This is a genomic window from Pediococcus inopinatus (genome assembly GCF_002982135.1).
Taxonomy (GTDB): domain Bacteria; phylum Bacillota; class Bacilli; order Lactobacillales; family Lactobacillaceae; genus Pediococcus; species Pediococcus inopinatus.
Genome location: NZ_CP019981.1, coordinates 400,547 through 426,503 on the forward strand (window position 1 = coordinate 400,547; position 25,957 = coordinate 426,503).

Annotated in this window: 27 protein-coding genes; 3 read left to right on the forward strand and 24 right to left on the reverse strand. The window is 40.0% G+C overall.

Annotation, left to right across the window (positions count from 1 at the left end):
* Positions 1-22 precede the first annotated feature (22 nt).
* Positions 23-1,345 carry an ISL3 family transposase gene (locus tag PI20285_RS01975; RefSeq protein WP_041094404.1) on the forward strand — a complete coding sequence of 441 codons (1,323 nt, stop codon included), beginning with the start codon at positions 23-25 and terminating at the stop codon, positions 1,343-1,345.
* Here the strand turns inward: PI20285_RS01975 and PI20285_RS01980 are convergent.
* From PI20285_RS01980 to PI20285_RS02050, 17 genes are all read right to left on the reverse strand, one after another.
* Positions 1,317-1,568 (reverse strand): SurA N-terminal domain-containing protein, encoded by a 252-nt coding sequence (locus PI20285_RS01980; protein ID WP_179947332.1) that lies wholly within the window; start codon positions 1,566-1,568, stop codon positions 1,317-1,319. The genes PI20285_RS01975 and PI20285_RS01980 overlap by 29 nt on opposite strands.
* An 18-nt stretch (positions 1,569-1,586) precedes the next feature.
* Positions 1,587-2,714 carry a C40 family peptidase gene (locus tag PI20285_RS01985; RefSeq protein ID WP_236698810.1) on the reverse strand — a complete coding sequence of 376 codons (1,128 nt, stop codon included), beginning with the start codon at positions 2,712-2,714 and terminating at the stop codon, positions 1,587-1,589.
* Positions 2,715-2,832: 118 nt separating this feature from the next.
* Positions 2,833-3,129, reverse strand: coding sequence for a hypothetical protein (locus tag PI20285_RS01990; RefSeq protein WP_041094402.1), 297 nt, complete (start codon positions 3,127-3,129; stop codon positions 2,833-2,835).
* Between the two features lie 14 nt (positions 3,130-3,143).
* The gene (locus PI20285_RS11690) at positions 3,144-3,311 is read right to left on the reverse strand and encodes a DUF2933 domain-containing protein (RefSeq protein WP_162182092.1); all 168 of its coding nucleotides are present in this window, start codon (positions 3,309-3,311) and stop codon (positions 3,144-3,146) included.
* Between the two features lie 323 nt (positions 3,312-3,634).
* Positions 3,635-4,909: a conjugal transfer protein gene (locus tag PI20285_RS01995; protein WP_010581394.1), complete on the reverse strand. Its 1,275-nt coding sequence runs from the start codon at positions 4,907-4,909 to the stop codon at positions 3,635-3,637.
* Between the two features lie 26 nt (positions 4,910-4,935).
* A complete protein-coding gene (locus tag PI20285_RS02000) occupies positions 4,936-5,532 on the reverse strand; it encodes a hypothetical protein (protein WP_010581393.1) in 597 nt (198 codons plus the stop codon).
* Positions 5,533-5,543: 11 nt separating this feature from the next.
* Positions 5,544-6,539 carry a bifunctional lytic transglycosylase/C40 family peptidase gene (locus tag PI20285_RS02005; RefSeq protein WP_010581392.1) on the reverse strand — a complete coding sequence of 332 codons (996 nt, stop codon included), beginning with the start codon at positions 6,537-6,539 and terminating at the stop codon, positions 5,544-5,546.
* Positions 6,532-8,562: a CD3337/EF1877 family mobilome membrane protein gene (locus PI20285_RS02010; RefSeq protein ID WP_057771700.1), complete on the reverse strand. Its 2,031-nt coding sequence runs from the start codon at positions 8,560-8,562 to the stop codon at positions 6,532-6,534. Before PI20285_RS02010 ends, PI20285_RS02005 begins: the two co-directional genes overlap by 8 nt.
* Positions 8,563-11,016, reverse strand: coding sequence for a conjugal transfer ATPase TcpF (gene tcpF / locus PI20285_RS02015; protein WP_010581390.1), 2,454 nt, complete (start codon positions 11,014-11,016; stop codon positions 8,563-8,565).
* Entirely contained in the window at positions 11,013-11,393 is a 381-nt protein-coding gene (locus PI20285_RS02020; RefSeq protein WP_010581389.1) for a conjugal transfer protein, read from the reverse strand. The genes tcpF and PI20285_RS02020 overlap by 4 nt, the downstream gene beginning before the upstream one ends.
* A 67-nt stretch (positions 11,394-11,460) precedes the next feature.
* Positions 11,461-11,964, reverse strand: a complete 504-nt coding sequence (locus tag PI20285_RS02025) for an antirestriction protein ArdA (RefSeq protein ID WP_010581070.1) — start codon at positions 11,962-11,964, stop codon at positions 11,461-11,463.
* Positions 11,965-11,989: 25 nt separating this feature from the next.
* On the reverse strand, positions 11,990-12,211 hold the full coding sequence (locus PI20285_RS02030) for a hypothetical protein (RefSeq protein WP_003678268.1): 222 nt from the start codon (positions 12,209-12,211) through the stop codon (positions 11,990-11,992).
* Positions 12,212-12,321: 110 nt separating this feature from the next.
* Complete coding sequence (locus tag PI20285_RS11815; protein ID WP_236698805.1) at positions 12,322-12,459, reverse strand: DNA methyltransferase; 138 nt, start codon at positions 12,457-12,459, stop codon at positions 12,322-12,324.
* A complete protein-coding gene (locus tag PI20285_RS02035) occupies positions 12,435-12,956 on the reverse strand; it encodes a site-specific DNA-methyltransferase (protein ID WP_236698806.1) in 522 nt (173 codons plus the stop codon). Before PI20285_RS02035 ends, PI20285_RS11815 begins: the two co-directional genes overlap by 25 nt.
* Before the next feature lie 141 nt (positions 12,957-13,097).
* On the reverse strand, positions 13,098-13,391 hold the full coding sequence (locus tag PI20285_RS02040; RefSeq protein ID WP_057771702.1) for a hypothetical protein: 294 nt from the start codon (positions 13,389-13,391) through the stop codon (positions 13,098-13,100).
* Positions 13,384-13,704, reverse strand: coding sequence for a hypothetical protein (locus PI20285_RS02045; protein WP_057771703.1), 321 nt, complete (start codon positions 13,702-13,704; stop codon positions 13,384-13,386). The genes PI20285_RS02040 and PI20285_RS02045 overlap by 8 nt, the downstream gene beginning before the upstream one ends.
* On the reverse strand, positions 13,701-14,900 hold the full coding sequence (locus PI20285_RS02050; RefSeq protein WP_057771704.1) for a replication initiation factor domain-containing protein: 1,200 nt from the start codon (positions 14,898-14,900) through the stop codon (positions 13,701-13,703). Before PI20285_RS02050 ends, PI20285_RS02045 begins: the two co-directional genes overlap by 4 nt.
* Before the next feature lie 303 nt (positions 14,901-15,203).
* On the opposite strand from PI20285_RS02050, the gene PI20285_RS02055 reads away from it, so the two are divergent.
* The gene (locus PI20285_RS02055) at positions 15,204-16,484 is read left to right on the forward strand and encodes an SIR2 family protein (RefSeq protein ID WP_057771705.1); all 1,281 of its coding nucleotides are present in this window, start codon (positions 15,204-15,206) and stop codon (positions 16,482-16,484) included.
* A complete protein-coding gene (locus tag PI20285_RS02060) occupies positions 16,474-18,267 on the forward strand; it encodes an ATP-binding protein (RefSeq protein WP_057771706.1) in 1,794 nt (597 codons plus the stop codon). Before PI20285_RS02055 ends, PI20285_RS02060 begins: the two co-directional genes overlap by 11 nt.
* Positions 18,268-18,328: 61 nt before the next feature.
* Here the strand turns inward: PI20285_RS02060 and PI20285_RS02065 are convergent, their stop codons facing one another.
* The 7 genes from PI20285_RS02065 to PI20285_RS02095 form a co-directional block, all read right to left on the reverse strand.
* Positions 18,329-19,696: an FtsK/SpoIIIE domain-containing protein gene (locus PI20285_RS02065; RefSeq protein WP_057771708.1), complete on the reverse strand. Its 1,368-nt coding sequence runs from the start codon at positions 19,694-19,696 to the stop codon at positions 18,329-18,331.
* 28 nt (positions 19,697-19,724) lie between these two features.
* Positions 19,725-19,985 (reverse strand): hypothetical protein, encoded by a 261-nt coding sequence (locus PI20285_RS02070; RefSeq protein WP_057771710.1) that lies wholly within the window; start codon positions 19,983-19,985, stop codon positions 19,725-19,727.
* A gap of 212 nt (positions 19,986-20,197) precedes the next feature.
* Positions 20,198-20,668 (reverse strand): type IV toxin-antitoxin system AbiEi family antitoxin domain-containing protein, encoded by a 471-nt coding sequence (locus PI20285_RS02075; protein ID WP_236698807.1) that lies wholly within the window; start codon positions 20,666-20,668, stop codon positions 20,198-20,200.
* A gap of 161 nt (positions 20,669-20,829) precedes the next feature.
* Entirely contained in the window at positions 20,830-21,198 is a 369-nt protein-coding gene (locus PI20285_RS02080) for a YdcP family protein (RefSeq protein WP_057771713.1), read from the reverse strand.
* Between the two features lie 17 nt (positions 21,199-21,215).
* Positions 21,216-21,548: a DUF961 family protein gene (locus PI20285_RS02085; RefSeq protein ID WP_057771715.1), complete on the reverse strand. Its 333-nt coding sequence runs from the start codon at positions 21,546-21,548 to the stop codon at positions 21,216-21,218.
* 32 nt (positions 21,549-21,580) lie between these two features.
* On the reverse strand, positions 21,581-21,823 hold the full coding sequence (locus PI20285_RS02090) for a hypothetical protein (protein ID WP_236698808.1): 243 nt from the start codon (positions 21,821-21,823) through the stop codon (positions 21,581-21,583).
* Between the two features lie 20 nt (positions 21,824-21,843).
* Complete coding sequence (locus PI20285_RS02095) at positions 21,844-25,752, reverse strand: SpaA isopeptide-forming pilin-related protein (protein ID WP_082623202.1); 3,909 nt, start codon at positions 25,750-25,752, stop codon at positions 21,844-21,846.
* Positions 25,753-25,957: the final 205 nt, after the last annotated feature.

A 25,957-nucleotide genomic window follows, 5' to 3' on the forward strand; every position in this document is an offset into this window, starting at 1 on the left:
AGAGTAATAAAGGATGAACAATATGTCAGACTTATTATCCCTACCAGACATTAAAACAATAGAATCACCACAAGAAAATGAAACCGATATGATGTTTAAAGTTGAAGCAGTCGGACCACCTGAACGTTGTCCTGAATGTGGTTTTGACAAGTTGTACAAACACAGTTCAAGAAATCAACTAATTATGGATTTGCCCATTCGTTTAAAGCGAGTGGGCTTACAATTGAACCGTAGACGATACAAGTGTCGTGAATGCGGATCTACCTTCTGGGAACGCCTAGTATCTGTAGATGAAAAGCGTAGTATGACCAAAAGGCTTTTAAAGTCTATTCAAGAGCAATCCATGTCTAAGACCTTTGTAGAAGTCGCAGAAAGCGTTGGCGTTGACGAGAAAACTATTAGGAACGTTTTTAAGGACTATGTGGCACTCAAAGAACGTGAATACCAGTTTGAAACTCCTAAGTGGCTTGGGATAGACGAGATACATATTATCCAAAGACCTCGGCTTGTATTGACTAATATTGAACGCAGGACTATTTATGACATCAAGCCTAACCGTAACAAGGAAACAGTCATCCAACGTCTTTCAGAAATTAGTGACAGGACTTATATTGAGTACGTCACAATGGATATGTGGAAGCCCTACAAAGACGCAGTGAACACTATCCTTCCACACGCTAAAGTGGTCGTAGATAAGTTTCATGTAGTTAGAATGGCTAATCAAGCCTTAGATAACGTCAGAAAGTCTTTGAAAGCTCATATGAGCCAAAAAGAAAGACGTACCCTTATGCGTGAAAGGTTTATCCTTCTAAAGCGTAAACACGATCTAAATGAACGTGAATCATTCCTCTTAGAGACTTGGTTAGGTAATCTTCCTGCCTTAAAAGAAGCCTATGAACTCAAAGAAGAGTTTTACTGGATATGGGATACTCCTGATTCAGATGAAGGTCGTCTTCGTTATAGTCAATGGAGACACCGTTGTATGTCCAGTAACTCTAAAGATGCATATAAAGACCTCGTGAGAGCCGTAGACAACTGGCATGTCGAAATATTCAACTACTTTGATAAAAGGCTCACTAACGCTTATACGGAGTCAATTAACAGCATTATTAGGCAGGTAGAGCGAATGGGTAGAGGTTACTCGTTTGATGCCTTACGAGCCAAAATCCTTTTCAATGAGAAGCTCCATAAAAAGCGTAAGCCACGATTTAATTCAAGTGCTTTCAATAAAGCTATGTTACACGATAATTTCAATTGGTATGAAGTGAATGATCATAACATTACAGACAACTTTGGTGTCGATTTTTCCACACTTATTAAGAATTTGGAGAAGGGTGATTTATAAGCCCTTTTCCACCATAAAATCCGAATACCCTTTTTTTTATTACTTTTTTATCAATAGAAATTTCAGCATAGATAATTGGTTTAGTATTATTATCGGCTGCTGCGGCCAATTGTTGCTTTTGAGAATATCCAAATATGGCTAATGGTATAAAGGAAACTATTAATAATATGAGAAAAATTATATAATCCCAAGGACGCACTTGTTTTTTTAGATTTTTAAACATTTTTATTTATCGACATAATTAAAAGACACGAACTGCGAATGAGGGAGAAAAATAACTATTGATCGTGCGAATTCCAACTGAATCACTAGGTTTTGGTGAATCTATATATTGATTATTACCAATATAAATAGCGTCATGGTAGCTGGCACCAGGTTCTCCCCAGAAAAGAATATCACCTGGTTGCAGATTATCTAGACTAACTTTAGTACCAGCACTTTCCTGAGCAACGGTGTAACCGCCAACTTCTTTCCCTGCTTGGCGAAACGCATAGCCAACTAGGCCAGAACAATCGAATCCGCTTGGTGTTTTTCCACCCCACACATAAGGAACACCAATTTGTGCTTCTGCTGCATTAATAATATTTTCTATAGTAGATTGTGAGGCAGCGTTTGTGTTAGTAGTTTTTTGTGCTCCTGTATTAGCAGCAGCCGAACTTTGATTGTTGACCGATTGTTCTTGCGGTAGAGCCGATTTAGTTGTTTGCATAATATTTGAACTAGTTGAACTTTGTGCAGCTGTAGTGGGGGCAATCGTATCATCGCTTGAATCATTGGTACCAACTGTTTCAGAAGTAGCGCTTTGTTGCGGAGCTGATAATTGTTTTGTTTGAGAATTAATATAGTAAGGGGTTCCATTGTTATCAGACGCTAAGTATGTTTCTGGTACCCATCCTTGATCAATTCGGAACCAAGTCACACCATTTATTTCTTGCTGCCCTTGAATAGTTATGGCAGTACCATAAGATAAGTATTCTCCAGTCGGCGTAGTACCAGCTGAATCAGTCCAAATAGTGATTGCGGCATCTTTTAAGTTTGCAACTACCGTTTTGGTTGTGGCTGTTGCCGTGGGTGTAACCGTAGTTTCCTGAGCCATTTTTAAATATGTTTCTGGTACCCATTGATTTTCTGCTAATTGATACCAGTTTACTTTGTTAACACTTTTTTTAACATCAAGGGTAACTTTTGAATTAGGAGCTAAATAACTAATTGGCTTACTAGAATAGCTTGGACTACTCCAAACTGTAGTAGCACCGATTTGATAGGAAACTGTAGCTTGAGTTGTAGCTGCCTCAGCTGGTTTTCCTGTGAAAAGTACAATACCAGTTAATGATAGTGCTGTAACTAAAATAGGTGTATTTTTTTTCATTAATTTCAACTTTATGTCCTCCAATTATGCAATATACTTCATTTAAACAATTTAATGTGTAATAAATATGGAGAAATATACAAAAAAGGAGTGCTTGAGATAAGCACTCAAAATTGAATTATTTGATGTCAACTACGCCGATAAATTCAACATCACTTATTGCGGTTAAATAAAAACTATCGGTTGATTCTAACACAGCAACTTGACCGCTTTGAATAGTATATTCCTGATCTGGTGTGGTTAACTTTACCTTTCCTTTCAAAGGAATAAGAACTATATTTCCAGGTACTGGATGAAATTCGCCATTATTTGTCACGGTATTTTTCTTTAATTTACGATGACCAATCCGTCTTGGACCACTTTCATAAAGATGTTCATGAACTTCATTGTCATGACTGCCAGTTAATATTTGCATATAATACCTCCAAGCTAATTGACTTTTTTACGTGGTTTTTCAGTGTTGCTGGAATCTTGTTGGGTATGATTTCCGCAGCCATTCATACTACCAGAATTCCCATGCATCATACCTTTATGCATAAATAGCATCATGAGTGGATGTGCTAAAAGAATAAGAGCTATTAGAATCCATTGTGACATAACTTCACTTCCTTTCGTTTTTGATTCTAGAATAAGTATAAAATAGAAGTGTGTCATTTCTATGTTGCAGTGGGTTTATTCATAATTAAAATCTAGAGCGCAAACCGATATTACTGAACACCGCAAGAGAATAAAAACGAACACGAATTTTATCACCAATATCAGGCATTACGCAAGTATATTTATTCAACATGAGCAGAAGAAGACGATAAACTCGATGCTAAGTAATCATGACAACTAAAGACTGTAAATATAAAATAAATTAATTGTTATTTAAAGCATATTATGTATTCACGGCATTCATTTGGACGCCGTGGTTTTTACTATAAACCAGACTTAATTGTCCAGTTTGAACCTGCTTTTTCTAAAATAAGAGAGTACTGTGAATATTGGGTCATATCGGTTTCACTATCGAGGAACTTGACGGTCGCGTCAACTCGAATGTTGTCGCCTTGACGATGGAAGGTGGGATTGACCAGTTCCGCAAAACGGTAGTCTTTATTTAGTGGTTTTGTCCCTCCATCGACATAATATTTCAGTTCATTGGTGGTGCCGCTAGGATAAAGGGTGAAGAAAGTCGTTAGAAATTTAGTGATGCTACTGGTGGTTTCGGCATCAATTGAACTATCTGTTTGAAGCTGTTTTTCTGTTGCTTTGGCCTTAGACGGAGCTGCCGCAATCGTTGGATTAGTCACAATCACCATGTCACCATCTTTATTTTTCATAACATTCAATGAGTAGGTGGACTCGATTGCTTTTGCGGCGTCTTCTTTTTGACTGTTTTTGATCTGCTGATTAACGGTGAATAAGACTTCATTGACTTGATTCTTTTTAGCCTCAACTTTCCAAATTCGAATATCAGACACAGTGGAAGTTGTCGGAATATCTGAACGCAAAGCATCGGCATTCAGGGTCACCAATCCATTTAACATAAATTTACTAAGATCTTTTTGTCGGTTTTCTAATTTTTCCTGGTTAGGTTCCCATGTGTAATAGACTTTGGCAAAGTCGGTGATGAATGCTTCAATCGCGTTGGTATCAGTCAACTTAACTTTCACTACTTCACGTTCATGGACTGTGTGTTTATTGATGGCAGTGAAATTCTTGTACACGCCAAAACTCACACTAGCGATCAAGATCAACCAACAGAACCAAGTAGTTTTTCGCCGGATGCCAACGCGAGGTTGTTTTAACTTGCGGGTTTTTTTTTCTTTCATCGGTTTTGGTTGGCGCTTTGGTGGTCGTTGTCGTTTGACTTTTTTACGCGGCCGCTTGGGACGGGCTTTCTTATGTGAAGCGATCTGATGCTTGGCTGGACGTTCGTTGTATTCATACTGTAGATCGTGTTCACTTTCTCGATCATAGGATGACCGTGGTTCACGTTGTTGTTCAAAGTCGTGGGGTGGGTAACGCTCATCGCGATAATCATCTGGTGGTCGGCGATAGTTGCGTTCGTCCCGTTCCTGTATTCGCTGCGGTGGTCGATCCTCATAATCTTCATGATACTGTGGTCGCGGGCGTTCCGCATAGCGATGATCACGGGGATCTTCGTAGTCGTCGTACTCATAGTCGTAGTCTTCATAATCTTGACGGGCCATGGATTGTTCCTCCTTGTGGATCAGATTTACCATTTAAGTTTAGTGGCGAGATTAGCTACACTATTTTGTTGCAAGATGGCAAGGTGATTATTTTTTTGATAGTTGTGGTCCAGTTCATAACACTGATAAAATTTGGGATAGTCATTGCGAAAGCGGTCAAATAACTGGCGTAGACGGACTTGGGTGTAGCCGCGATAGTCTAGTTCACTATAAAGATCGTATTTGTCATCGTTGGTGAAAAATTCTTCGGCAAGGTGTAGTTCTCGATCTAAAATGTATTGGCGGTCTTCCTCACGAAACTTAGTATTGCCTAACCACTCTTTGACGTTTTGTTCATGTTCTAAAGCTAAACGGAACTCACGACGTTTACCAAATTCAAATTGCGGCAGTTCGGCGACAAAGTAATCAATCGCTTTGACTAGATCATTAACATTCGGTTCATGTTGTTCAAAAAACTTGATGCGTTCCCATTCGGCTGAAGCGTGATCGAGTTGTTTGTTACGTAATAAGCGATTATCGCCGTAATTCAAATCAATCCGACTTTCAACCAAAGTATGATCAATAGCGTTAGTTAACAGGTCCATCCAGTGGTCGTAGCTATAGCCGTTCTCACTTAAGGTCATGGATAATCACCTCATTTCTTGATGCGACCAGCACCAACAAGGTGTGCTTGCCAGTAGGCGGTATTTAAGTTAGCGTAGCCAAGGGGATCGCCAGCATTATACATGCGCATATTACCGACATAGATGCCAACGTGGGTAATGTAATCTGAAGTTGCGTAAGTGCCTTTGAAAAATACTAAGTCACCGGCCTTGGAGTTTTTGATACTGATATGTTGGGTCACATTATATTGCGCTTGGGCGGTACGCGGGAGCTTAATACCAGCCTTGGCGTAAGCCCAACTGGTTAACCCAGAACAATCAAAACCTGTGGTTGGCGTTGAGCCGCCAAAAACATAGGGCGTGCCTTGGTATTTAAGTGCTTCGGTCATTATGGCTTTGACCGTTTTATCACTGAAGTTAGCCACAGTCGGGCTAAGATATTGGCTGACTAAACTTACATAGAACATATTGCCATAAGCGTAGCGCCAACCTTCATCAGAAACTGGATTGGTGTAAGTGACTTTTTTGCCGCCGGCCTTTTCTTTAGCGAAATCACTGGCTATTTGTAGCGAATATTTCTTACCATGCGTAGCCACATAATTAATAAAAGCGCCACCGAAGTTGTAACTTTGAATAGCTGTATTTAAATCAGTTTTGGTTGTTTTCATGGATTTGATTAAACTAGCAAAGTATTTCACGCCTTGTTTGATCGAAGCATCCGGCGATAAACTACTGGGAGCTTGGCCCAGTGATTCACTAGACTGCATGACATCGCTACCTTTACCGCCAGATTCAACTTGCATAATCGCGAGAATCACGGTTACTTGATCAGGAATACCAAACTCCTTGCAATATTTTTCAACGGTACTTTTGTACTTGAGTACTTCTGCGGAAAGGTTCATCGAATCAACCACTAACTCAGTAGAATCGCTACTATCATCGTCATCAGCTGTCATTGCCACTGAAAAGAACAACAAGCTAATGAGTATGATCGGCAAAACGGCTAGGCCTAACCATTTCTTATTCATCATGTTTTTGCCTTGGCTTGACCAGCAATTTACGGTGCATGGTTGTTTTATTGACAACGAGATTCAGTGGCTTGTCAGTTGTCGGTTTGAATTGCCGTTTCTCACCAGTTTTGGGTGCAGTCGTGAATGATTGTTTGGGCCGTGATGTTGGCTTTTCTATTGGTGTTTTAGTATGTGGTAGTTTAGTGGTACTGGGATCGCGTGGCTTTGGTTGCGTGACTGGAGAAACTGCCGACTTTTTCTTGATCGGATCAGAATTAGACGGTTGCCGTGGATTCTTTGGCGGATCAACCACTAATTTACGCCGTTGCATTTCTTCCCGACGTTTTTTAGCGGCCAGTTCGCGTTCTGATTGATTATCTTGACGCTGATTTTTCAACCCATTTTTGAAATCACCAATACCTTTTTTAGCCGTTTCTTTACCTTGATGTAACCCATATTTTGTATTGGTTGGCAGATCCTTTAACTGTTCTTTGGTGTATTTCGCAGTTGCGGCCATTTTCTTTTTGGTATCTAATGCAGCACCCACTTTTTTACCAGCACGGGTCATCTTGCTAGTGGTGGCATCGCGTTTATTGGGCTGTGGTCGTTTTGAATTAGCATCAGTACCAGTTTCAGTCTGCGGCTGTGGACGTGGTTTTAAACCGCGTGCGAGCATACCACCCATTGCGGCGTTGCCCATGACCTGCCGGATCAAACGGCTACTACTGCGGCGCAAGCGACTAGCACCAGCTTGGGAGTCAGAACTTTTAAGCTGCATCATGCCCATTAAATCGCCGAGCTTCATCCAGATGCCGGCAAAGATGACGATTTGGAGAAAGGCGACCAGAAAGAATGGGGTGGTGGTCGATAGCCCATAGATCATGGTGGAAAGGCAGAACGTCAATGTTAGGACAATAGTGACGCCAGCACGCATCATGATCGTATTGAATAGCCGCAAAACAGCCGTTTTCATTAAGCCGTTAAATCCTGGGATCATGGCTAAGAGACAACTGATCGGTAAGAAAATGGCGTAAATAATAAAGAGGATTTGACTAAATAACATCATCGCTGTGAGAAAGAAGACAAAAATGGTGATTGCGATATCGAAGATACACACAAAGGTGGTCACACCTAAACGTTGAATCGTTTTGACCGCTGATAGATTGTCGTTTTCTTTATCTTCAATTTCAGCCTTGACGATCTCTGTTCGATCTTTACCTTTGTTCTTGAACGGATCAGTTTTGACCAGTTTGTTGACGCGATCCTCGCCAACCTCCTTGAGATTAGAATCGCCAAACTGTAATAACGTCCACGGCTGTTTGACTTGAATGTTGAATAACGTTTCACGAATCGCATCAACCCCGTTTTTTGAGGTGGACTGTTTATTTTGCATGATCATTTTAGAACCAGTGTTTAAAGCTGAGGTACTCATATCGGCGGAAAATTGGTTGATCTTGCCAATATAGTCGGGTGAGTAGGCAATGAAGCTTGCCGACAGAATAAAAATCACGATAAAATTGGCTACCGCTGAGATGGCTTTGGAGGATTCACGTTTGATCAGGCCAGTATAGGCGACATACACGCCAAGCACTAATATCAGCAACAAAAGCATACCGGGATAAAAGCCGTCAGCGCTAAAGCCGTTTTTAGAAACCCCGGCGAGTAGTTGCATGTTTTTACCAATGGCATCGGTGGTATCTTTGATGAAATCTAGTGAGTAAGCTTGTTGAATCAGGTAACCCGTGGCGTAGGAGAGGTAGACGGAGATCAGCCACAGAAAATTGGTGATAGCATAAATAGCGTACATGACCGACTTGCCAATGCCGTCACCCCAGTTCCATGGCAACCAATCCCATGATGAATCGACGAAATAATCTAGTTGATAGTTATTGACTGGATATTTGGAAAATTCGTGTTTATTATTGACGGTTTCATCGACTAGGCCTGCTGCGTGGACACTTTGGAGAGAAGTAGCACTCACTAGCACCACGACTAGCACAAAGCCGATCAGTAATAAAAGTCGTTTTTTACGTACCGACATTTACTCACCTCCAGTTATCTGCGCTGGTGGGCGAGTGTCGAAGGCCTTGTATAGATGTTCAAAGATATAATCAAAGTGTAGGACACCGACGTGGCCCCAAATATCTTGAAATAAGCATTCACCATTATCCAGTGAACGTAGGCGGTGTTGATTACTTTCATCTTCGGCATCAAGCCCAAAGAAAGTGAGGGTGTTTTTGATTTCATTAATATCGGTCGAACGAAAGGCAAATTTCATACCGATATTATTTTTCATCTTTTCGTCTAGAAGATCATTAGCGTTTTGCGTGACTAGATAAACCCCAGCATTCATTGAACGGCCTTCACGGATCAACTTCATAGAAAGAGCTTTACCTTGCGCTACATTCAAAAATGCCCAAGCTTCATCGAGATCGACAATTTTAAATTGCGAACGATCGGCATGGATAAAGTCGATGGCGAAAGTCGAGATGATCATCAACATGGCGACGGATAACATTTCCGCGGTGATGTATTCATCTTGCGTTTTGTCCGCATCAGGCAGGACCAAATCGGCAATTTGAATGATATTGATTTTGCGGTCCAAGGCGATCGAACGGCGAGTGGAGCCATCTGAAAAGAGTAAGGCGGCAAAATCATAATCGGTGAACGATTCAATATGATCAGCGATATTGTTGGCAATCGGGGTCCCTTCGCGGCGCAGTTCAGTGATCACTTTCAATAATCCGGGTTGCGGATCAAGGGTGACGTTGCGAATCGCTTTACGTAAAGTCGGAAACCGTTCGGCATCACGACTAGAGATTCCCGTTAAAAAGGTGAGTGTATCGACCGCCAGACTTTCAGAATCTTTTGGATTACTGAGAATGATATAAGGATCAAGTAAACCGCGATTCGCTTCTTCGCTGGTCAGGTTAACGATGTTAATATCGTCTTGCATGAAGTCTAAATTTTTCGCCCAATCAGTTCGTTCCGATTTTGGATCAAGTATCAAAGCTTGTGCGCCATAGAGTACGGCGTAGTAAACGAGTAAGTTATTAGAAAATGATTTACCACCGCCAAGTGAACCAAGGAAAGCGGCCGAAAGAGCATTGGTCACTGTTCCCTTTAAGCCTTGCGCGGCTAAGTCAGGTTTGATGAAAACATTGCGGCCGGTATCCACGTTGTAGCCCACATAAATTCCTTCGCGTTCTCCTAAAGCTTGAGTAGCACCAAAGCCTAATGAGGCAATGAAATCACTAGTCACGTATTGAATGTAGTCATTCATGTAGCGCTTTGAAGCGGGCATGAACTCGCTGTGTAGCCCCAGCATATCGCCGAACGGGCGAACCAATTTAATATTCAATGAATCATAGAAATCGAGGACTTGATCAGCGCGCTTTTTCATTTCATCGTAGCTTTTTCCACTGACGCGAATGACATAGGAAATTTTGTACATCGCGTCTTTAGTTTGATCAAGCTCAGCCTCCAAGTCGTCAACGGAATCAAGGGCATCGGCGACACCGCGAGTGGTTTCGTTATTAGATTCATAGGCGTGGTTATCTAAATCTTTCAATTCTTTCTTTTTGTTACGCACCTTAGTTAGTGCCTTTTTGTTAGTCACAATTTCCACATTCAGTGAGGTATCAATGGGAAAATCGAATTGTTGTTGCTGGAAGTAGAAAATCTCACTACCGGGAAAATCTAATTCACCAACAATATCGGATAAGGCCATATAGGTGACATAGGATTCGGTGAAACCGTGGGTGATGATCAAGTAACGCTGCTTTTGTTCAATCAACGAACGCGTTGGCTTGATCAAGTCATATTTTTTGATTACCGTATCTTGTTCATTTTTTTGTCGTGGCAGGTGGTATTGGTAGTCTTCATAATCTTGCCCTGACATACCGTAAAGATGTTCTAACAAGTAACCAAAGTCATCTTTAATCAACGGTCGAATTTTAAACCGGCGACTGACTTTATCGGCAAGGAAGCGGGCGACTTTACGAAAACGATCAACTTCGCTGTTGTTCATGACCATGAAGTCACCGGTGTATTTTTCATTGAATTCATGAAGAAAATCCTGAATGCCAAGCATGATATCATGCCAAACGCCTTTAGCGGATAACTCGCGGTCGTTTAACAGCAGTTTAAAACCAATAAAAAAACGATAATCAACTTGATTATCGCCAATATTGTCGATCAACGCGGCGGCTTGACCGTCAATATGCGTATCGGCAATACTTTTTAAATTTCCTTTGACCGTGGCTTTGGAACGGCGCATCGTGTCTTTGATACTGGATTCGGTGGCAAGTTGTAAGAGATGCAGTTTACCGTCACGGTTTTGTGAGATCAACTGACGGAAATTTTCGTGGACTTCCGCTTTTTGATCAGGTGAGAGAAAAGAGTAATTATAGGGGACGAGTTCGTAATAGGCGAAGCATTCGCCATCACGATTAAACACTAAATTGTCTTCGATATATTTTATGGGAAACTTCACTGGTTGAACCTCCTTACGTGGGTGATGTGGTCAAGGGCATGGGCTTTAACGGGTTTGACTGGCCGTCCGGAAAACGTGATCTTCTGGGCGGTAAAATAAGTGATCACCGAGCGAAGAAAACCTAGTGGCCGTTTGTTATCAAAAGTCTTTTGACTCATGAACCAAGTAATGGCTGCTGGAATACCGAGATGTTTTAGGAACGCGCCATCAATAAAACTTAGTGGTGGTACATCGCCCAGCAACATGACCAAAAATAGCGCAACGATGAACCAAGTCATTTGCGTGAACGTGACGGGGAATGGTAGATTAACATCATTGATCGCGTAGAGCACTTTTTCCACTGACCAAATGCTGGTGTAACTACGAATCTTTTTCATAAGTGACCTCCTTTCATTGGGGTAAAGAGGACTGATCCATTTGCTAGACCAGTCCCCGGGAAGAATCTTAGTTTGCGTATTCATAAATAGCGCTGTTGGTAACCAAGTAATTACCTTCAATTTCTATATCGCGACCCAGTGCTTCAAAGTCGAGGTAAGCGATGACTTGATCTGGAAGGTCACCGAAAATTGCACCAGATTCCACAGCATCTTGAGCTAGCTCGGCCATATCTGAAACACCCTTATAGATAACGATATCCTCAGCGTTTTCAGCTAGTTCTTCAATATCACGGAACCATTCGCCAATCAAGGCACTAACGTCAGCACCAAAATCATATTCTTCAAGCCGTTCTAAAGCAGCATACTTACGATTGATCTCGTCTATTGAATCAAAGCGATCAATTTCAAAAGGTGCTTCGTAATCATGGATCGCGTACTCTTCACTGTCATTTTTCAATTCCAGCTGTTCGGCAATGGCATCAGGGTATAACGGTGGGGTGAACCATTTACCTGTGGTCTTGCCTTGATTGTAATAACCTAAGTTGACGATAAAAACGCGTACCGTTTCCATTTAGCTACCTCTTTTCTTGCAGTAATTAGGCACCAACAACACGATTGAATAAGTTCAATAGCACATCTTTAACGCCGGCGGTATTAAATACCAGCCCCACAGCGATCAATGCAATGATCAGAAAGCCGATCAGTTTAGAAAATTCACGTTTAAAGCCTAAGAAAACACCGATCACGGCAATTGCCATCAGCACTAAAGACTGGGCATTGCTGGTGAACCAGTTGAAGAGATTTTGTCCGAAGTTCATTTATTATCAATTCCTTTCTAAATTTACCAAAGTGAGGTTTGTGACGAGTGATGTTGCTTGATCCGAGCTAAAGATTTTTGATAATAATTTGAATCAAGTTCGTAACCAACCTAGTGTCGGTCAGTATTAATACAGGCGATGGCGGTTGTGGCGGAACCCATGCAATTATTTAAAACAACTTGTCCGGGTAACGTGTAGGTGTTGATCAGGTATTCAAACAGTGCTACTGGCTTCTGGTTGGGTGCCAAATATTTTTATCAGCTTTGAACCGTAAAATATCATTCGGATAGTTTTGATTTTCTTGAACATATTGTTCTGGCGCTGCCCATGGGTGTACTTGGTTACCAAAGCCTTTAGTTTGCGCATTAGTGATGGTTTTGTTCATGGGTATCAGGCCTTGTGGGTAATAGAACATGGTATTATCAGAATTAGCCACTGGCGCTTTTGAAAATACAAGCACTTCTTCATACCGTGACATGGGTCGATGATGTGCGTTAATAAAATTAGTGACATTACTTTTGACCCAGCCCCACTTGTAACGAAATAGTTCAGGTTGAGAGTTGTAGAGCTGGAAGCTAAAGCGTTGATTGCCAGTCAGAACAATTGCGTCATTAGGTTTGATCAAACGTAAATAGTGCGGCCAAAGTTGGTCAAATGGAATGATTGAATCCCAAGTATTAGCAGTTGTGCCGTAGGGTAGATCACAAAGAATCATATCAATTGATTCATCAGGTAGGTGGCCCATGCCAATTAGACAGTCCTGGTTGTAAATGATATCGAGTAAAATATTAGTTACACCGCCGGTAAATTATTTCAGTACTTGCTCCTTTTAAATTGCATTATTTTTGTCAGGGTATAACGCGACCATTCAGTAGTAGTTGTTAATCTAAAAACGCTGATTTAATAGGGATAAGCCAGTTTTGGCACTGACACTAAATAAGAAATTCAGATATTCATCGTTGTAACAGGGTTTACCGTAAACGTTAAGCATTGGCGTTGGCCGATGAATTGAAAAACGCCAATCAAAGTAATCGACCGGTGTGGAGAAGTACTGGGTCATTTCGGGAAGTTGTAGATAGTTTGTATCTTCCACCAGACCGATAATTTGACCATGATAGTCATAAGCATTAAAGACCCAATCCTTATGCTCAGTGATCAAGGTTGCTAGGGGACTATTCATGCTGATCTCGATTGTTTGTTTGATATTGACCGTAAAGCGGAATACGATATTGGACGCTAATGGCGGTTATTTTTTTGAGTAAACATTTATCGTTTAACGGTATACCGTGAACATCTAATAAAGGTGACGGCCAATACAAACGAAAACGCCAAGCAATATAATTAGCAGGTTTGACAAATTCGGTGAGCTCAAAGAGTTGTAATAAATTAGTGTGCTCGATCACGCCAACAATATGGTTACGATAGCGATAAACATTTAACACATATTCTTTTTGGTCAGTAGATAGACTGACAAGGGGTAAGTTGGTATTCAATCAGTTTCCTCCTTTGTGAAATAATCACCGATCACGTTATCTTTAGTGACGGTGTGTTGTTCAAGTAGTTTTAGATGTTTCTGCTGGAGTTCAGCACTTTTGATCATGGTCATCGTTTGATTGTTACCTTCATAGCCATCAATTTTTAGCAGTACTTTTAACATTGGAGCGACTTGCTTTTTGATCCAACCGCGGGTTTTGCGTAGGTCGAATGGTTCAGGTTTTAGTGTAAGCCGCAAGGGCTGCCGTCCCTTACCACAAAAGGCCGCCCAAGTTTGATTAGTCGGCCAATTGGAGCGTTCTTCACCTTTACCAGGGTCTACGAAGCGAACATAACGGGTGATAATACCAAAAGCAGTACGTTCAACATTGCGATAACTGAGTAAATCTTCAATCGCAACGGTAGCCCGATCATTTTTCAATCGAATTTCAAAACGATTCTTGATGCTAGTATCTGCGAATTCTTCACCATAGCGAAAAATTTGTTCAGCAGACTTTTCATAAATACAAAAGTAGATATCACTTTTCATGGACCCGATATAGAGCGTGGCGCCTTCACCGTTGATGCCATCATCAGTCATAGCACCGGAGTTCAAGCCTTGAAAGCGGCGCATAACGGAGACACATTCATTGTGTTGACATTTAACAATTAATTCTGGAATATTTAACATGCCAACACGATCATTGACGGCTAAGTCAATTCTTTTAAAGATGGCCTTAGCTTCGTAACATTTGCGGAAGAAATCAAACCACGTTTGGTTATGAGCTAGTAAAATACCTTCAAATTCACGGCAGCCTTGTCCTTTCAATTCGAGTAGAACACCTAACTTGTCGTTTGTCGGGGCAATCATGACCTGAATGTTGGAGAAGGTGTAGTGTGCTTCATAACCGTAGAAACCCCAGTCATCAAAGAGCATGTAATCTTTATTCAAATAAAGAAAATTCTGTAGTACCCAATCTACGTCATGTGTGGGGAAACGAATCCGGACATAGTCGATATTAAGATCCAATTCCGTTTCGTTGATCCAGTTATCAAGGGTCAAATCAATTTCTTCCTGTAGGGAAACACTGGCGTTTTGTTTGCCTGATTCCACGCGTTGTAAATGTTGGCGCGTAATACCAATTTTTTCGGCTAACTGAGCTTGAGTAAGTTCCAGCGCTTTGCGCTTAGCCTTAACGTTATCAGCCCATGTCATTGATCCACTTCCTTTTTTAGGCAAAATAAAAAGCAACTTTTTTAGGTCAAAGTTGCTTTTGCAAGATCGTATTTAATTGTTGATATAATCACGGTTGATACATGTTTTTGCGACGTCGAATTGTCTATTTCTACCCCCCTGTTAGATACTGGGAGTTGAGCGACCGGCTAGCGCCGGCCGCAGCCCGCTCGCGCTTTTTGCGTTGCCGCGCGGCGGGCATAGCCTTTGTAAGTGATTGTTGAAGGCCCTTATAGGTGTATAATAATGGTTAACTATATAATGATTTAATTAGGAGTGATTGAGGTGGCGAAAAGTGTTCAAAATGATGTTAAAACAGAAAAAAGCGAATCATCACATCAAGTATTTAAAATTATTCAGGGTGGCCTTGGAAGACCGTCGACACCAGTAACTTTTGATGGTTTGAAAGAGTATCTTCAACCTAAATTATCAGCAGACATTAATATCAATTTTTTAATAGGTTCTGGTTCTTCGAAACCAGCTATTGATTTAATGAGTACCACTTTTGATAATTATAAGATAGAGAATAAATCAAACGATGAAATAACTGAATTAATTCAGCGCTATGAAAAAGAATGTGGAGAAGATAATAAAAATGACATTGAAAAGTTCTTATCTTGGTTAGGCAGTAGGATACTTGGCTTATCAAAAGATGAGTTAAAAAATGAGAAAGAAGTACAAAAAAATTTAATCGACGCATTAGTCAGCTCAATCACACAAGGATTTAATTCGGCAGTAGATAAAAACAGTGAAAGACTAAAAGAAGAAAATCGCAAGTCTCAGAATCCACAACGGGACGCTTCCGATGTTGTTCAGAACTATGAACAGTTTATCCGAAGAGTTGCAAAGTTACGAGAGAGAAGTAACTCTCAAGTTGATACGGTAAATCTATTCACAACAAATTATGACTTGTTTATTGAATATGCATTAGATCAGTTGGATTATTTGTACACAGATGGATTTCGACCAAAACTCCGGCCAGAGTTTAATATTGCAGAATTCAACCATCGACCGGTGGATATTGCCCATCGTTTTAAGGATCGATGGTCTGTTGTTAAGCCCTTTTTCCGTGTTTACAAGTTACATGGGTCAATTAATTGGGAAAAGGATAACGCTCATATCTTAAAAACAACAAATTGGAACACTAAAACTAGTAGCGGGAAAAAATTGCCAGAAGTCATTGCGCCCACATCTTCCAAATATGCCGACAGTCAGGGAGCACCATATAGCGATTTATTTAGAGAATTGTCTGTCCAATTATTAAATCCAAATTCACTCTTAATTATTAACGGCTTTGGTTTTGGAGATGAGCATATTAATGAATTACTTAAACAGGCTTTGAGTCGATCAGATTTCGAAATGATTGCCTTTGTCAATGATCAAGAGGACAATACACAGAAATTCATGAACTATGTGGGTAGTAATGCTAAGGCAACGTTTGTAACAAATAACGATGGTAATCAATATGGACATTACTTTTCAACTCTAGTTGATTTACTGGCATTCAAGGATCCGTTTGAATTACCAGATGATGAAGATTCAGAGGGTGATAAAGATGACAAATGAATGGCCAGTGGGAACAGTTGAATTTGTTACAAATAACTATATAGAATTCACGGCAACTGGGTCAGATTTGGAGACTAGGCTGACAGATGGTAACTTGCAAAGTATCAGGGGAATTAATGATTTTGTATATTGTAAAGCTAGATGGGACACTATCGTTTTATATCGTATTACTAGGGCAAGAAGGGTCGGTTATGAAAAAAGCGTTGATACAGGATATGCCGATACTAGAGAGTCAGTGATTTTTTCTGCTGAACCAATGGGCGTTTTGCAAAACAGCAAATTTATTGCAGGATCTTCATTTTTTCCAATGATTGATGACACTGTTTTTGAAATGAGCGACAGCTTGTTAAAGATTATTTTTTCAAGTGCAGGCGATCATTTGGTAAGTCTTGGGTCCGTTAGTAATTACAATAACGTTTCACCAAAACTTGATTTATCTGCGCTTTTAACCTCACATATTGCCATACTTGGTAATACAGGTTCAGGTAAATCTACTACGTTAAGAGCATTCATTGATAGACTAAATGGTGTAAGTGAAAGACTGACTTCACTTGCTAAGTTCTTTATTTTTGACGTACATGGTGATTACAGCGAATTGAGTTTTGCTAAACATATCGATGTTAAAGCACACCATTTACCATTAGCAAAACTTAAGACTCAAGATTGGGAGGCTGCATTACTGCCAAGTGAAAAGACTCAACGTCCCATATTAAATCGTGCGCTTCAAGTGGCACGTGTAAATCAAAATGGAAAAAAATTGATATATGCAATTCTAGCGAAAATGGCGGTCGCGGATATTACTCAAGAATCTTTTGTATTTTTAAAAAGATCAGTTTCAAAATGGTTTAATAAAATTATAGATAAAACTGATATAGACTCTCAACAATTGTTAGAGCAGTGGATACAGAAATATTCTGAAATAAAAAATGAAAAACAACTTTTAAATAAATTCGATGAAATACTTGCGAGTGCATCACCTGAAGTCAGATCGATTAATGATGTAATACATTATTATTCAGATAGTAGCACGACATTAGATGATCTAGAAGAGTCATTTGAAATAGTTTTTGGCGAAGAAGAGGTCCAAGGAAACAGGCGATCAAGAATAAATTCCGAAACAATGATGGCACGGTTTAGAAGCCTGAAATCAAGATATGGCGGAACAGACGGGCTGTTAAATATCGATCACGGAGATACATTGACTTTGAAGAAAACACTGTCAAGTAAAAAATCTGACAAGGAAAATGATGAAATTAGCAACTCTAAATTTTTTGTTCTTGATTTAACTGGTTTTGATGATGATGCACTTCGTCTTGTATCTAATTATTTGGCAAGGTCGGTATTTGATTTCAATTTATGCTTTGATAGAACAAAACGAAATGAAATGCCATTTAATTATCTATATCTTGATGAAGCACATAGATACGTGAAACTTAGCGATAACACCGGAGAATCTACTATTTTTGAACAGATTGCCCGTGAAGGAAGAAAGTTTAATATATACTTGTGTGTCATTAGTCAAATACCAAGTGAGCTCTCAAAAATTGTTTTATCACAAACGGGTGCATTTTTTATTCACAGAATACAGAATGCGGCTGACTTAGATTTTATTCGAAAAAACGTTCCATCTGCAACAGATGCACTAGTTAATAGATTACCCAGTCTTCCGGCAGGAACAACATTACTGTCAGGAAATGCATTTAAAATTCCGTTCGAATTAAAAGTAGATGCAGGTGATTACGGCAAGGCATCCTCCTCCTTATCGCCAATCATAAAAGAATAAATATCAATGATCGATTGAACATTTTGCATGGGGGGACCTTCTTTAGCTTTATTATTGTGGGCTAGCTAGGTTGATGCGATGCTTGATAGGCATGACCGATTGCTTCGATAAAGTCGTAATGCTTTGGAACCAATGGTGTGTAAAATTCGCTAATGACACTTAAACCGGTATCAACATAGCCACGGCCCTTGATTGGTTTTAGAAAGAAGTCCTTATTGGTTTGACCATACATCATGGTGTAGCCAATCTCTGACATGCGACCAAGTGCAACACGAAACATAAACTGATCACGAATGCCATCACCAAGGTATTTAGCATCTGGGTGCTGGCAAGCTAAAATCAAAAAGAAACCTGATTGACGGCCAAGCAGGGCAATTTGTTTAAGCTTATTAATGGCAGTCATGGCATCACGACCAATCATATCCATAAAGGCAACGTATTCGTCAAAAATCAAAAAATGGGCAGGTAAACCAAGTGCGGAGTAGTTTTGACCAGTTTGGTAACCGTCCATTTTTTTCATTTCCATGTTGCGTTGGCGCATTTCATCATAGAAGCGGCTCAGTGCAGCCAACATATCATCCGGATCATAATAAACATCAGGAAGCACTTCCTCTAGGTCAGCTAAATCGGCATTTTTAGGATCGAGAATAGTCAGTTTGGCATTGGTTTTACTCAAGGCTTCAATCAAAGTTAGAATGAAATACGTTTTACCACCACCGGTACCGCCAGCAATTAGCATATGTGGTAAAGCATTGTATTCCCAATAGACGCTTTCCATTAATTTGATGGCGCCGTCTTTACAGACAACTTGATCAATTGAAAGCCGATGAGCGATTGTGTCATAGAGTAACGTATATTCAACATAGGAATCATGCAGAATTTTATCGACCATTTCGCAATAAAGTCCAGATTCTAATTTTGGTTCAAGGTGGAGTAACTGTTCCTGGTATGATGACATCATGATTTCAACTTGAACATGAATTAAGCCATCTTTTAAACGATAATAGACGCGGGGAAAGTGAGCAATTCGTTCCTTGGTTTTACCTGTATCTAAATCTTTGAAGAAACCACCTGATTGTTGCGTATTCTTTTCGTACCAGTTGTTAGTCATAAACATCCTGGCGATCTTTTGGCGATGGACTAATTTGCGATAATAATCAGGAAACTTGTACATGACTAAAAACACAACAAGAATTAAGCAAAATAATGTTGCGGCTAAGCTAATGATCAGTCCTTGATACGACCAAGGCAGTTGTCGAATCAGCGGCCATGAAATAGTCTTAATATTAATATGACTGAGCACCGGCCAGTAAAGCAGAATGATCGGTGGAAACCAAAGTAGTAGGGCTGAGCCTAAAATAGTCTGCAAGATTAAGTTTTGATCACGCGGATGAATTTTAGTTCCGCGATATTGAAAGAGTTCGCGCAATTTTTTCACCTACCTTTTGTTGATTGAATCAGGCACCATCAGTCATACCCAGATAGGTCATGATGGCACCTTCATCTGACTGTGCGGTGCTAAAAGTGAATTCCTTTGCGACACCATCTTTGGTCATTTCAGGTAAAGCGGTCAAACCAAAGTTGGAATCGGGACACTCGATAGCAATAGTTCGTGCTGTTTCTAATTTATCTTCGGCGTTGCTAGGTGTGCCGTCCTTAATGACAGCGACAAAGTCATCCATAAAGCCGATTTCGTTAAAGACTGTCAGTACTTTCATAAATAACCTCCGTCCATAATAAAAGGCCAAGACTTTTTGCCTTGACTTAAAGAGTATTGATATTAAGTTTTGTAATTATTAGGCTTACTTATTGACAGTAAAATTCCATTACCTCAAGCAAGGTACTGTTTGGGTATAATTCGTCCTTGACTTCAGTTAAATTTTTGAGTCTACCTGTATCAGGTGAACTTGTCAGATATCGCTTAAGCACATCATTTTTGATGTAGGGTTGAATTTGTTTTGATTTCCAAATATCTAATAAGGTTCGTTCTATAGAATAAACTTGAACCGTGCCACCATTTTCGGTTTGGCCGGTTTTGATACCGAATAAATAGCGCCTTTTTCGATAGATAGCGCGCCTTAATATGGTACTTTTTCAATGATGCAGCGCTTGGATGATATCCTTTGGGAAAGGTCAGATCGTAATGAAGCGGCATTTCATCAGTCAAATTATGAATGATCAAAGCACTGACTAACGAGAAAACACCACGCGAGAACTTCTGACTGATCAAGCTAAATTCATCGAGTAAGTAGCCCGGGAAAATATAGATACCACGATCAATTTTTTCAATGGTACCCTCGATCGATAACTCATGAATTTTATCTTTAGATAGGCCATATTGTTGAGCAGTTTTGTAAATGAATGTTGGGTAGTCATGTTCCAGTTGGGCTAAAGTATCCATTTGTTATTAAGAACCACTTTATATACTATAATTTATTGTATTCATAGTATATAGGTCAGGTAAGTGATTCGCAACTCTCAATATGACTTTACTATATTTCGGCTTGATTTATTAATACCTACCAGTAGTTGGTAGGAGACCGAATTTTCTGTTTCATGAAGTTATTTCTTTTCATTAGTTGGCTTTTCCTGAATTTTGTTGTGGTTGACTGGGATAAGATCGTCAGCTTTAAGATACCATGCAACTGACATGCCAGCACCAAACTCATAAGAAGCAACAGTATCGATCACTGGGTTCACCATTTCAACTAGCTGATTATAATCAAACTTCTTTTCACCAGCCGTTGCCGGAATCGAAACTTGAATCATTTTTCCCTTCTCAAAGCTCTTTAAATCAAAAGTACGTTCAGAAATCTCAGTGGTCTGATTACCTTCATCATCGTTGATAAAACGTTCACGACGCATTGCCGAGAATTTTAAGGCTCCAAATGTTTTGATTGAATCGAGTGCAATACCTTTTGCTAAGCGCATATTAATTCCTACCTTCCCTATTTGGCTAAATCTTTTTTGACGATATCATCGGCGTAGCATTCGTATTTGACGAATGACTGATTTTCCACACGATAGCCAACGGCAATTACGCGCGGATTAACTAAATCAATCGGTGAATCTTGTTTGATACTGGCTTTCACTCCGGCAGCGGCTGGTAGAATGATTTCAATGTTATCAGCCTTTTGGATATCTGAAAAAACGCTAAATCTTCGTGATGCAACGCGGCCATTATTGTTACGAGATGGTTCACGAATTTCTTCGATCATTTTGCCAAATTCAAGCCGACCAAATGTTTCGCGTACTTTGGGGATAATGTAATCTAATTCCATGGGGAATTCCTCGCTTTCGAATTTTGCGTATTTTAAAAGCCAGACTCACTTTTGAGTTCTGACTTATAGTGGTTGTAGTATTCAATTATTTGTTGAAGTAGATATTGATAGAGTTCAGTGGATAGAGGATAAACGACACGTTCTTGAGCAGTTTCAGGAAATTTGAGAAATAGATGCCGAGTACCATGAATCAATTTGACGTTTTTAATGATTACTGCATGATTGAGTACAATGGCACCAGTTATTAAAACATTTGGTTCCTTTGAGAGATACATATTAATAGAAGAAACAAAAATCATTCGTCATCTTCTCCATCATCGTATTCGTACCGATCACGCTTACGCTGACCTGATACACGGCCTAAAATAAAGGCGAGAATGATCAAGATAATTCCACCAGCGATACTTAGCCATTGATTACGTTCTTCACCAGTTTGTGGTAGGTGAATTAGTGACGTATCGACCGCTTCATCTTTCATTTGTGCTTTGACGATTTCACCATCTTTAGTGATCTCAAAATCGACAGGTGTTTCATTGATCTTGTAACCTTTTGGTGCGTCATACTCCACAAATTGGTATTTGCCAGCAGGCAGGTTGGCAAAACTGAAGATACCCTTGTCGTTGGTTCGACCGGATACGACGGTTTTGCCATCTTGATCGAGAACTTTAATACCAGTGTTTGGCAGGACTTTACCATCGCTGACATCAGTCTTGGTTAATTCACCAGTACCTTTGATTAAACTATTTTGTAGTGTAAAACTAATTGATAGCGATTCAGAAGTGGTCTTAGTCTCGGTTGTTGCTTTTTCAACTGCTTGATTTTTATCCTGACTAATTAATTGACCTTTAGCATTGTAGGCAGTGATGCCCGCTTTGGTTGAAACAATTTTAGTTAAGTCCTTAGTCAAAACAAGATTGGTTGCGGAAGGGGTCTTTTCCCGTAAATAGAAGGTGCCAACCGGTACGTTTTTAAAGGCACCAATTGATTTGTTATCAATCGTAGCGGTCTGAATAACTTTCTTGTCCTTATCCAGTAATTCAAACACTGCACCTTTGGCGTTGCCATCAAAAGTGAATTGATAACCTTTATCTTCAACTAACTTGGCGGTTTCATTAATTTTATTAAAGGTAAATTCGTTGAAGTGTAATTTATTTAGAATTGGGGCGTCCTTATCATCATTGATCGTGAAACTTTTAGTAGCTGTGTTGTCAGTTGCCTTAAATTCAAAATCATAAGTTTGGTCATCAAGCTGGTAAGCTTTACTGGCATCCAGTTCTTGTACATAGTAGCTACCTTCAGGCAATTGAATGTCAGCAAAGGTTGCTTTACCATCTTTGACGGTTGCAGTTGCGACTAAGGCTTTTGTTGGAACCTTGATGTCACCATTGGTGTAGCCAGCTTTACTGAACAGGCCGAAAACTTGACCATTAGCGGCCTTGTTTTCAATCGTGGGTTTGTTCTTGTCCCAACTCTTGATTTGTTCAGCTTGCTTGTTAACCACCACGTTTAATTTCTGAAAATCGTTAGTCGCTTTGAGAGAAGTTGAGGTGACTTCAACATTTTGACCATCGTATTTTAATTCAAAATCAATCGGTTTGGTATTAAGAATGAAGCCATTTGGTGCAGCAACTTCTTTAACTGAATATTTACCGAGATAAAGTTGTGGGGTTTTGATTTGTCCGTTAGCGTCAGTCGTAACAGCGGCGACAACGTCACCTTTTTTGGCATGAACAGTACCATCAGCGGTGGTGATATTTTCACGGGCAGTAAATTCAAACTTGGCGCCGGCCAGTGGGGTGTAATCATAGTTAAAACCATATTGTTCACCGTACTTAGTTGACTGTTTAGTCACCTCAACCGGCGTGGCACCAGTCTTATTCAAAGTGACAATACCTTTTTGTGATTTATCCGTGAACTTGACGGTCACAATACCATTACTATCTTTGCCAGTGATCGAAAATTTAGCCGGGTCTTTGGCAAGGACATAGCCTAATGGTGCTTGTGTCTCAATCAATTCATATTGACCGTAGGGAAGGGCTTCAGTTGTGATCAAGTAGCCCTCTTCATTAGTCATAAAAGTATCAGTTGTCCCGTCATGATTGAGATTAGGCATGGAAACATATTTACCAGTTTGTAATGATTTGATTTTAAAACCGGCGTTAGCTCGTGGAATTGTTTTACCAGATTCGACATCAGCTTTGACCACTTTCAAACGTTCTTCTAATACATTATTAACGACTGAATAATGATGGGTCTCGTTTTGTTGATGAATCGTGACTTTGAATGGATCGGCGGTTTTATAGCCTTCTGGTGTTTTTGTTTCCGTCACGGTATAAGTGTCATAAGGAAGATCAGTAAATTTGAGATAACCTTCTTTATCGGTTGTACCCGTTGTGACGACTTTATTCGTTGTGTTACTAGTGACTGTAAACTCAACATTAGCCAGTGGATTAGACTTATTTTCTTTACCAGTTAAATGGCTAGAAAGTGCGGTGTGCCAATCATAGTTACCAATCTTGATTAAGTCGAAGCCACCAGTAATGACTTGTTCTTTAACGGTTGTTGATACGGTGGCTGTTTTCGCATTTTGTCCAGCGTAGGCCAGTTTGAATGCATGTTTTTCTGTATCTTTAATGTAGCCAGTTGGCGCTGTTTTTTCGATCCAGTAGTAGTCGTCCAACTTTAAATTGGCGACACTCGCTTGATTATTTTTAATCGTAACGGTATCAATTAGTTCATCATTTGAAGTTCGATGCAATTCATAAATGGCACCATCAAGTGAAGCCGCGCCTTGGGGTGTTTTACCAGTTTTAGCATCTTCCTTGATCAAAGTGGCTGTGCCGAATTGTTCATCATCGGTCGCTTTAACCGAGGTAGCAGTGACCGCAACATTTTGACCAGCATATTTCAATTCAAATGGTACTTTCTCGTTGTTAAGGATATAACCGGCCGGAGCTTTTTCTTCAACGGCGTAGTAGTTACCGAGTTTTAGATTTTGTAGCGCACCCTTACCAGTACTATCGGTAGTGATCGTTCCAACTTTTTTACCATCGATTGAATAGATGCCATACATGGCGCCATTTAATGAATAGTATTTGTTAAACATATTGGTGCCAAATTGGCGGCCAATCTTAGTCAGGTTGACGTTACCGAGCTGCTCCTTATTACCGAGAACAACTTCGATTGTTTGATTAGGTGCGATCGTAGCGGTTTTGATTTCACCTTTATTGACGTAACCATTGGGTGCCGTTACTTCAGAGACTTTGACTTGTGTACCGGCCTTGATGTCGTTTAAAGCGGCGTAACCATCAGCGCCAGTAGTGACTTCTTTGATTTGTCCGCCGTACTCAAATTTAAGTTTTGCTCCGGGTAAGGCTTTATTGGTATCTGCGTCCACTTTCTTAGCTTTCAAATTACCATTGAGATTGACTTTAACGTTTAGATCAAAGTTATTTCCATTTGGCAGTTTAAAATAAGCAATTTTCTGTTGATTACCTTTACCATAAAGCAGGGAAGTACCAATATTAGCTGCTTTGGCCTTAGCAAAGGAAACCTTACCGGATTCTTTGGAGTTAGCTGTGGCAGTCAAAGTCAATTTATTGCCAGATTTTGTGATGTTCAAATTAGCGGTATTAGCAGTTTGTTCAATATATGAAGCCAAAGTACCGTTAGTGTCGGTTAAAGTGATTGAATCACCAACGTTTAAGGTAATATTTTGACCATTGAACGATGGCTTGGTATTGAACGCTGCAACTTTTGTCATCACAGTTGCTTTTTTATTTTGATAATCTGGATAGTCGGTAGTTAACAGTTCATTACCTAAGGCTTCCCAGATCATAATTTGTGCTAGACCATAATTGGCGTCAGTTGGGTTTTGTTGATAAGCAAAATAGGCAATTTCGGCTAGTTTGTCTTTCTCGGCCGCCGAATAATCAGTTGGTGTCCAACCAGAACCGGAGTTTTCAATATCGATCCCATGCTCGACACAGAAAGTGATTTGTCCATCAACGACTTTTTTATAAATACCGGTGTCGGTCCAATGGAGACCATTCAGTAGACTGAGATGCCAAGTTGATACCCAGTCACCAACTTTGATATTGGTCATGTCAGCAGCAAAAGCACTTGTGATTGGGGCCATAAAAATTGAAGTGAACAAGGTCAGCAAAGTTAACCAGACAGAAACTTTACGGGTTGCTGTTTGCAAGTAGATTACCTCCATCTTGATCAAATGGATTGCCAGTAGTGAAAAATATAGAACTAAAAATGGGTGCAAAAAAGGTAGACCAATATATAAATCGGACTACCCGTAACTGTGGTTTTGAAGTTTAGATTTCTCAATACTGCTGGCACTAAAATGGCACATCGCATTTGATTTTTTAGTTTTTTATTGCTATTAGTTGTTTGGAAAA

Bases quoted from the DNA above. Each gene is read 5' to 3' on its own strand.
- PI20285_RS02040 (WP_057771702.1), bottom strand. From the start codon at position 13,391: ATGAATAGTCCCCTAGCAACCTTGATCACTGAGCATAAGGATTGGGTC.
- PI20285_RS02050 (WP_057771704.1), bottom strand. From the start codon at position 14,900: ATGACATGGGCTGATAACGTTAAGGCTAAGCGCAAAGCGCTGGAACTT.
- PI20285_RS02075 (WP_236698807.1), bottom strand. From the start codon at position 20,668: ATGGATACTTTAGCCCAACTGGAACATGACTACCCAACATTCATTTAC.
- PI20285_RS02000 (WP_010581393.1), bottom strand. From the start codon at position 5,532: ATGACCTTAAGTGAGAACGGCTATAGCTACGACCACTGGATGGACCTG.
- PI20285_RS01975 (WP_041094404.1), top strand. From the start codon at position 23: ATGTCAGACTTATTATCCCTACCAGACATTAAAACAATAGAATCACCA.
- PI20285_RS02025 (WP_010581070.1), bottom strand. From the start codon at position 11,964: ATGGAAACGGTACGCGTTTTTATCGTCAACTTAGGTTATTACAATCAA.
- PI20285_RS02030 (WP_003678268.1), bottom strand. From the start codon at position 12,211: ATGAACTTCGGACAAAATCTCTTCAACTGGTTCACCAGCAATGCCCAG.
- PI20285_RS02080 (WP_057771713.1), bottom strand. From the start codon at position 21,198: ATGCGCTTAGCAAAAGGTATTGCACTCGATTCAATCAAAACATTTGGA.
- PI20285_RS01980 (WP_179947332.1), bottom strand. From the start codon at position 1,568: ATGTTTAAAAATCTAAAAAAACAAGTGCGTCCTTGGGATTATATAATT.
- PI20285_RS01995 (WP_010581394.1), bottom strand. From the start codon at position 4,909: ATGGCCCGTCAAGATTATGAAGACTACGACTATGAGTACGACGACTAC.
- PI20285_RS02070 (WP_057771710.1), bottom strand. From the start codon at position 19,985: ATGAAAGTACTGACAGTCTTTAACGAAATCGGCTTTATGGATGACTTT.
- PI20285_RS02060 (WP_057771706.1), top strand. From the start codon at position 16,474: ATGACAAATGAATGGCCAGTGGGAACAGTTGAATTTGTTACAAATAAC.
- PI20285_RS01990 (WP_041094402.1), bottom strand. From the start codon at position 3,129: ATGCAAATATTAACTGGCAGTCATGACAATGAAGTTCATGAACATCTT.
- PI20285_RS02035 (WP_236698806.1), bottom strand. From the start codon at position 12,956: ATGGGCCACCTACCTGATGAATCAATTGATATGATTCTTTGTGATCTA.
- PI20285_RS02010 (WP_057771700.1), bottom strand. From the start codon at position 8,562: ATGTCGGTACGTAAAAAACGACTTTTATTACTGATCGGCTTTGTGCTA.
- PI20285_RS02020 (WP_010581389.1), bottom strand. From the start codon at position 11,393: ATGAAAAAGATTCGTAGTTACACCAGCATTTGGTCAGTGGAAAAAGTG.
- PI20285_RS02085 (WP_057771715.1), bottom strand. From the start codon at position 21,548: ATGGAATTAGATTACATTATCCCCAAAGTACGCGAAACATTTGGTCGG.
- PI20285_RS11690 (WP_162182092.1), bottom strand. From the start codon at position 3,311: ATGTCACAATGGATTCTAATAGCTCTTATTCTTTTAGCACATCCACTC.
- PI20285_RS02005 (WP_010581392.1), bottom strand. From the start codon at position 6,539: ATGAATAAGAAATGGTTAGGCCTAGCCGTTTTGCCGATCATACTCATT.
- PI20285_RS02090 (WP_236698808.1), bottom strand. From the start codon at position 21,823: ATGTATCTCTCAAAGGAACCAAATGTTTTAATAACTGGTGCCATTGTA.
- PI20285_RS01985 (WP_236698810.1), bottom strand. From the start codon at position 2,714: ATGAAAAAAAATACACCTATTTTAGTTACAGCACTATCATTAACTGGT.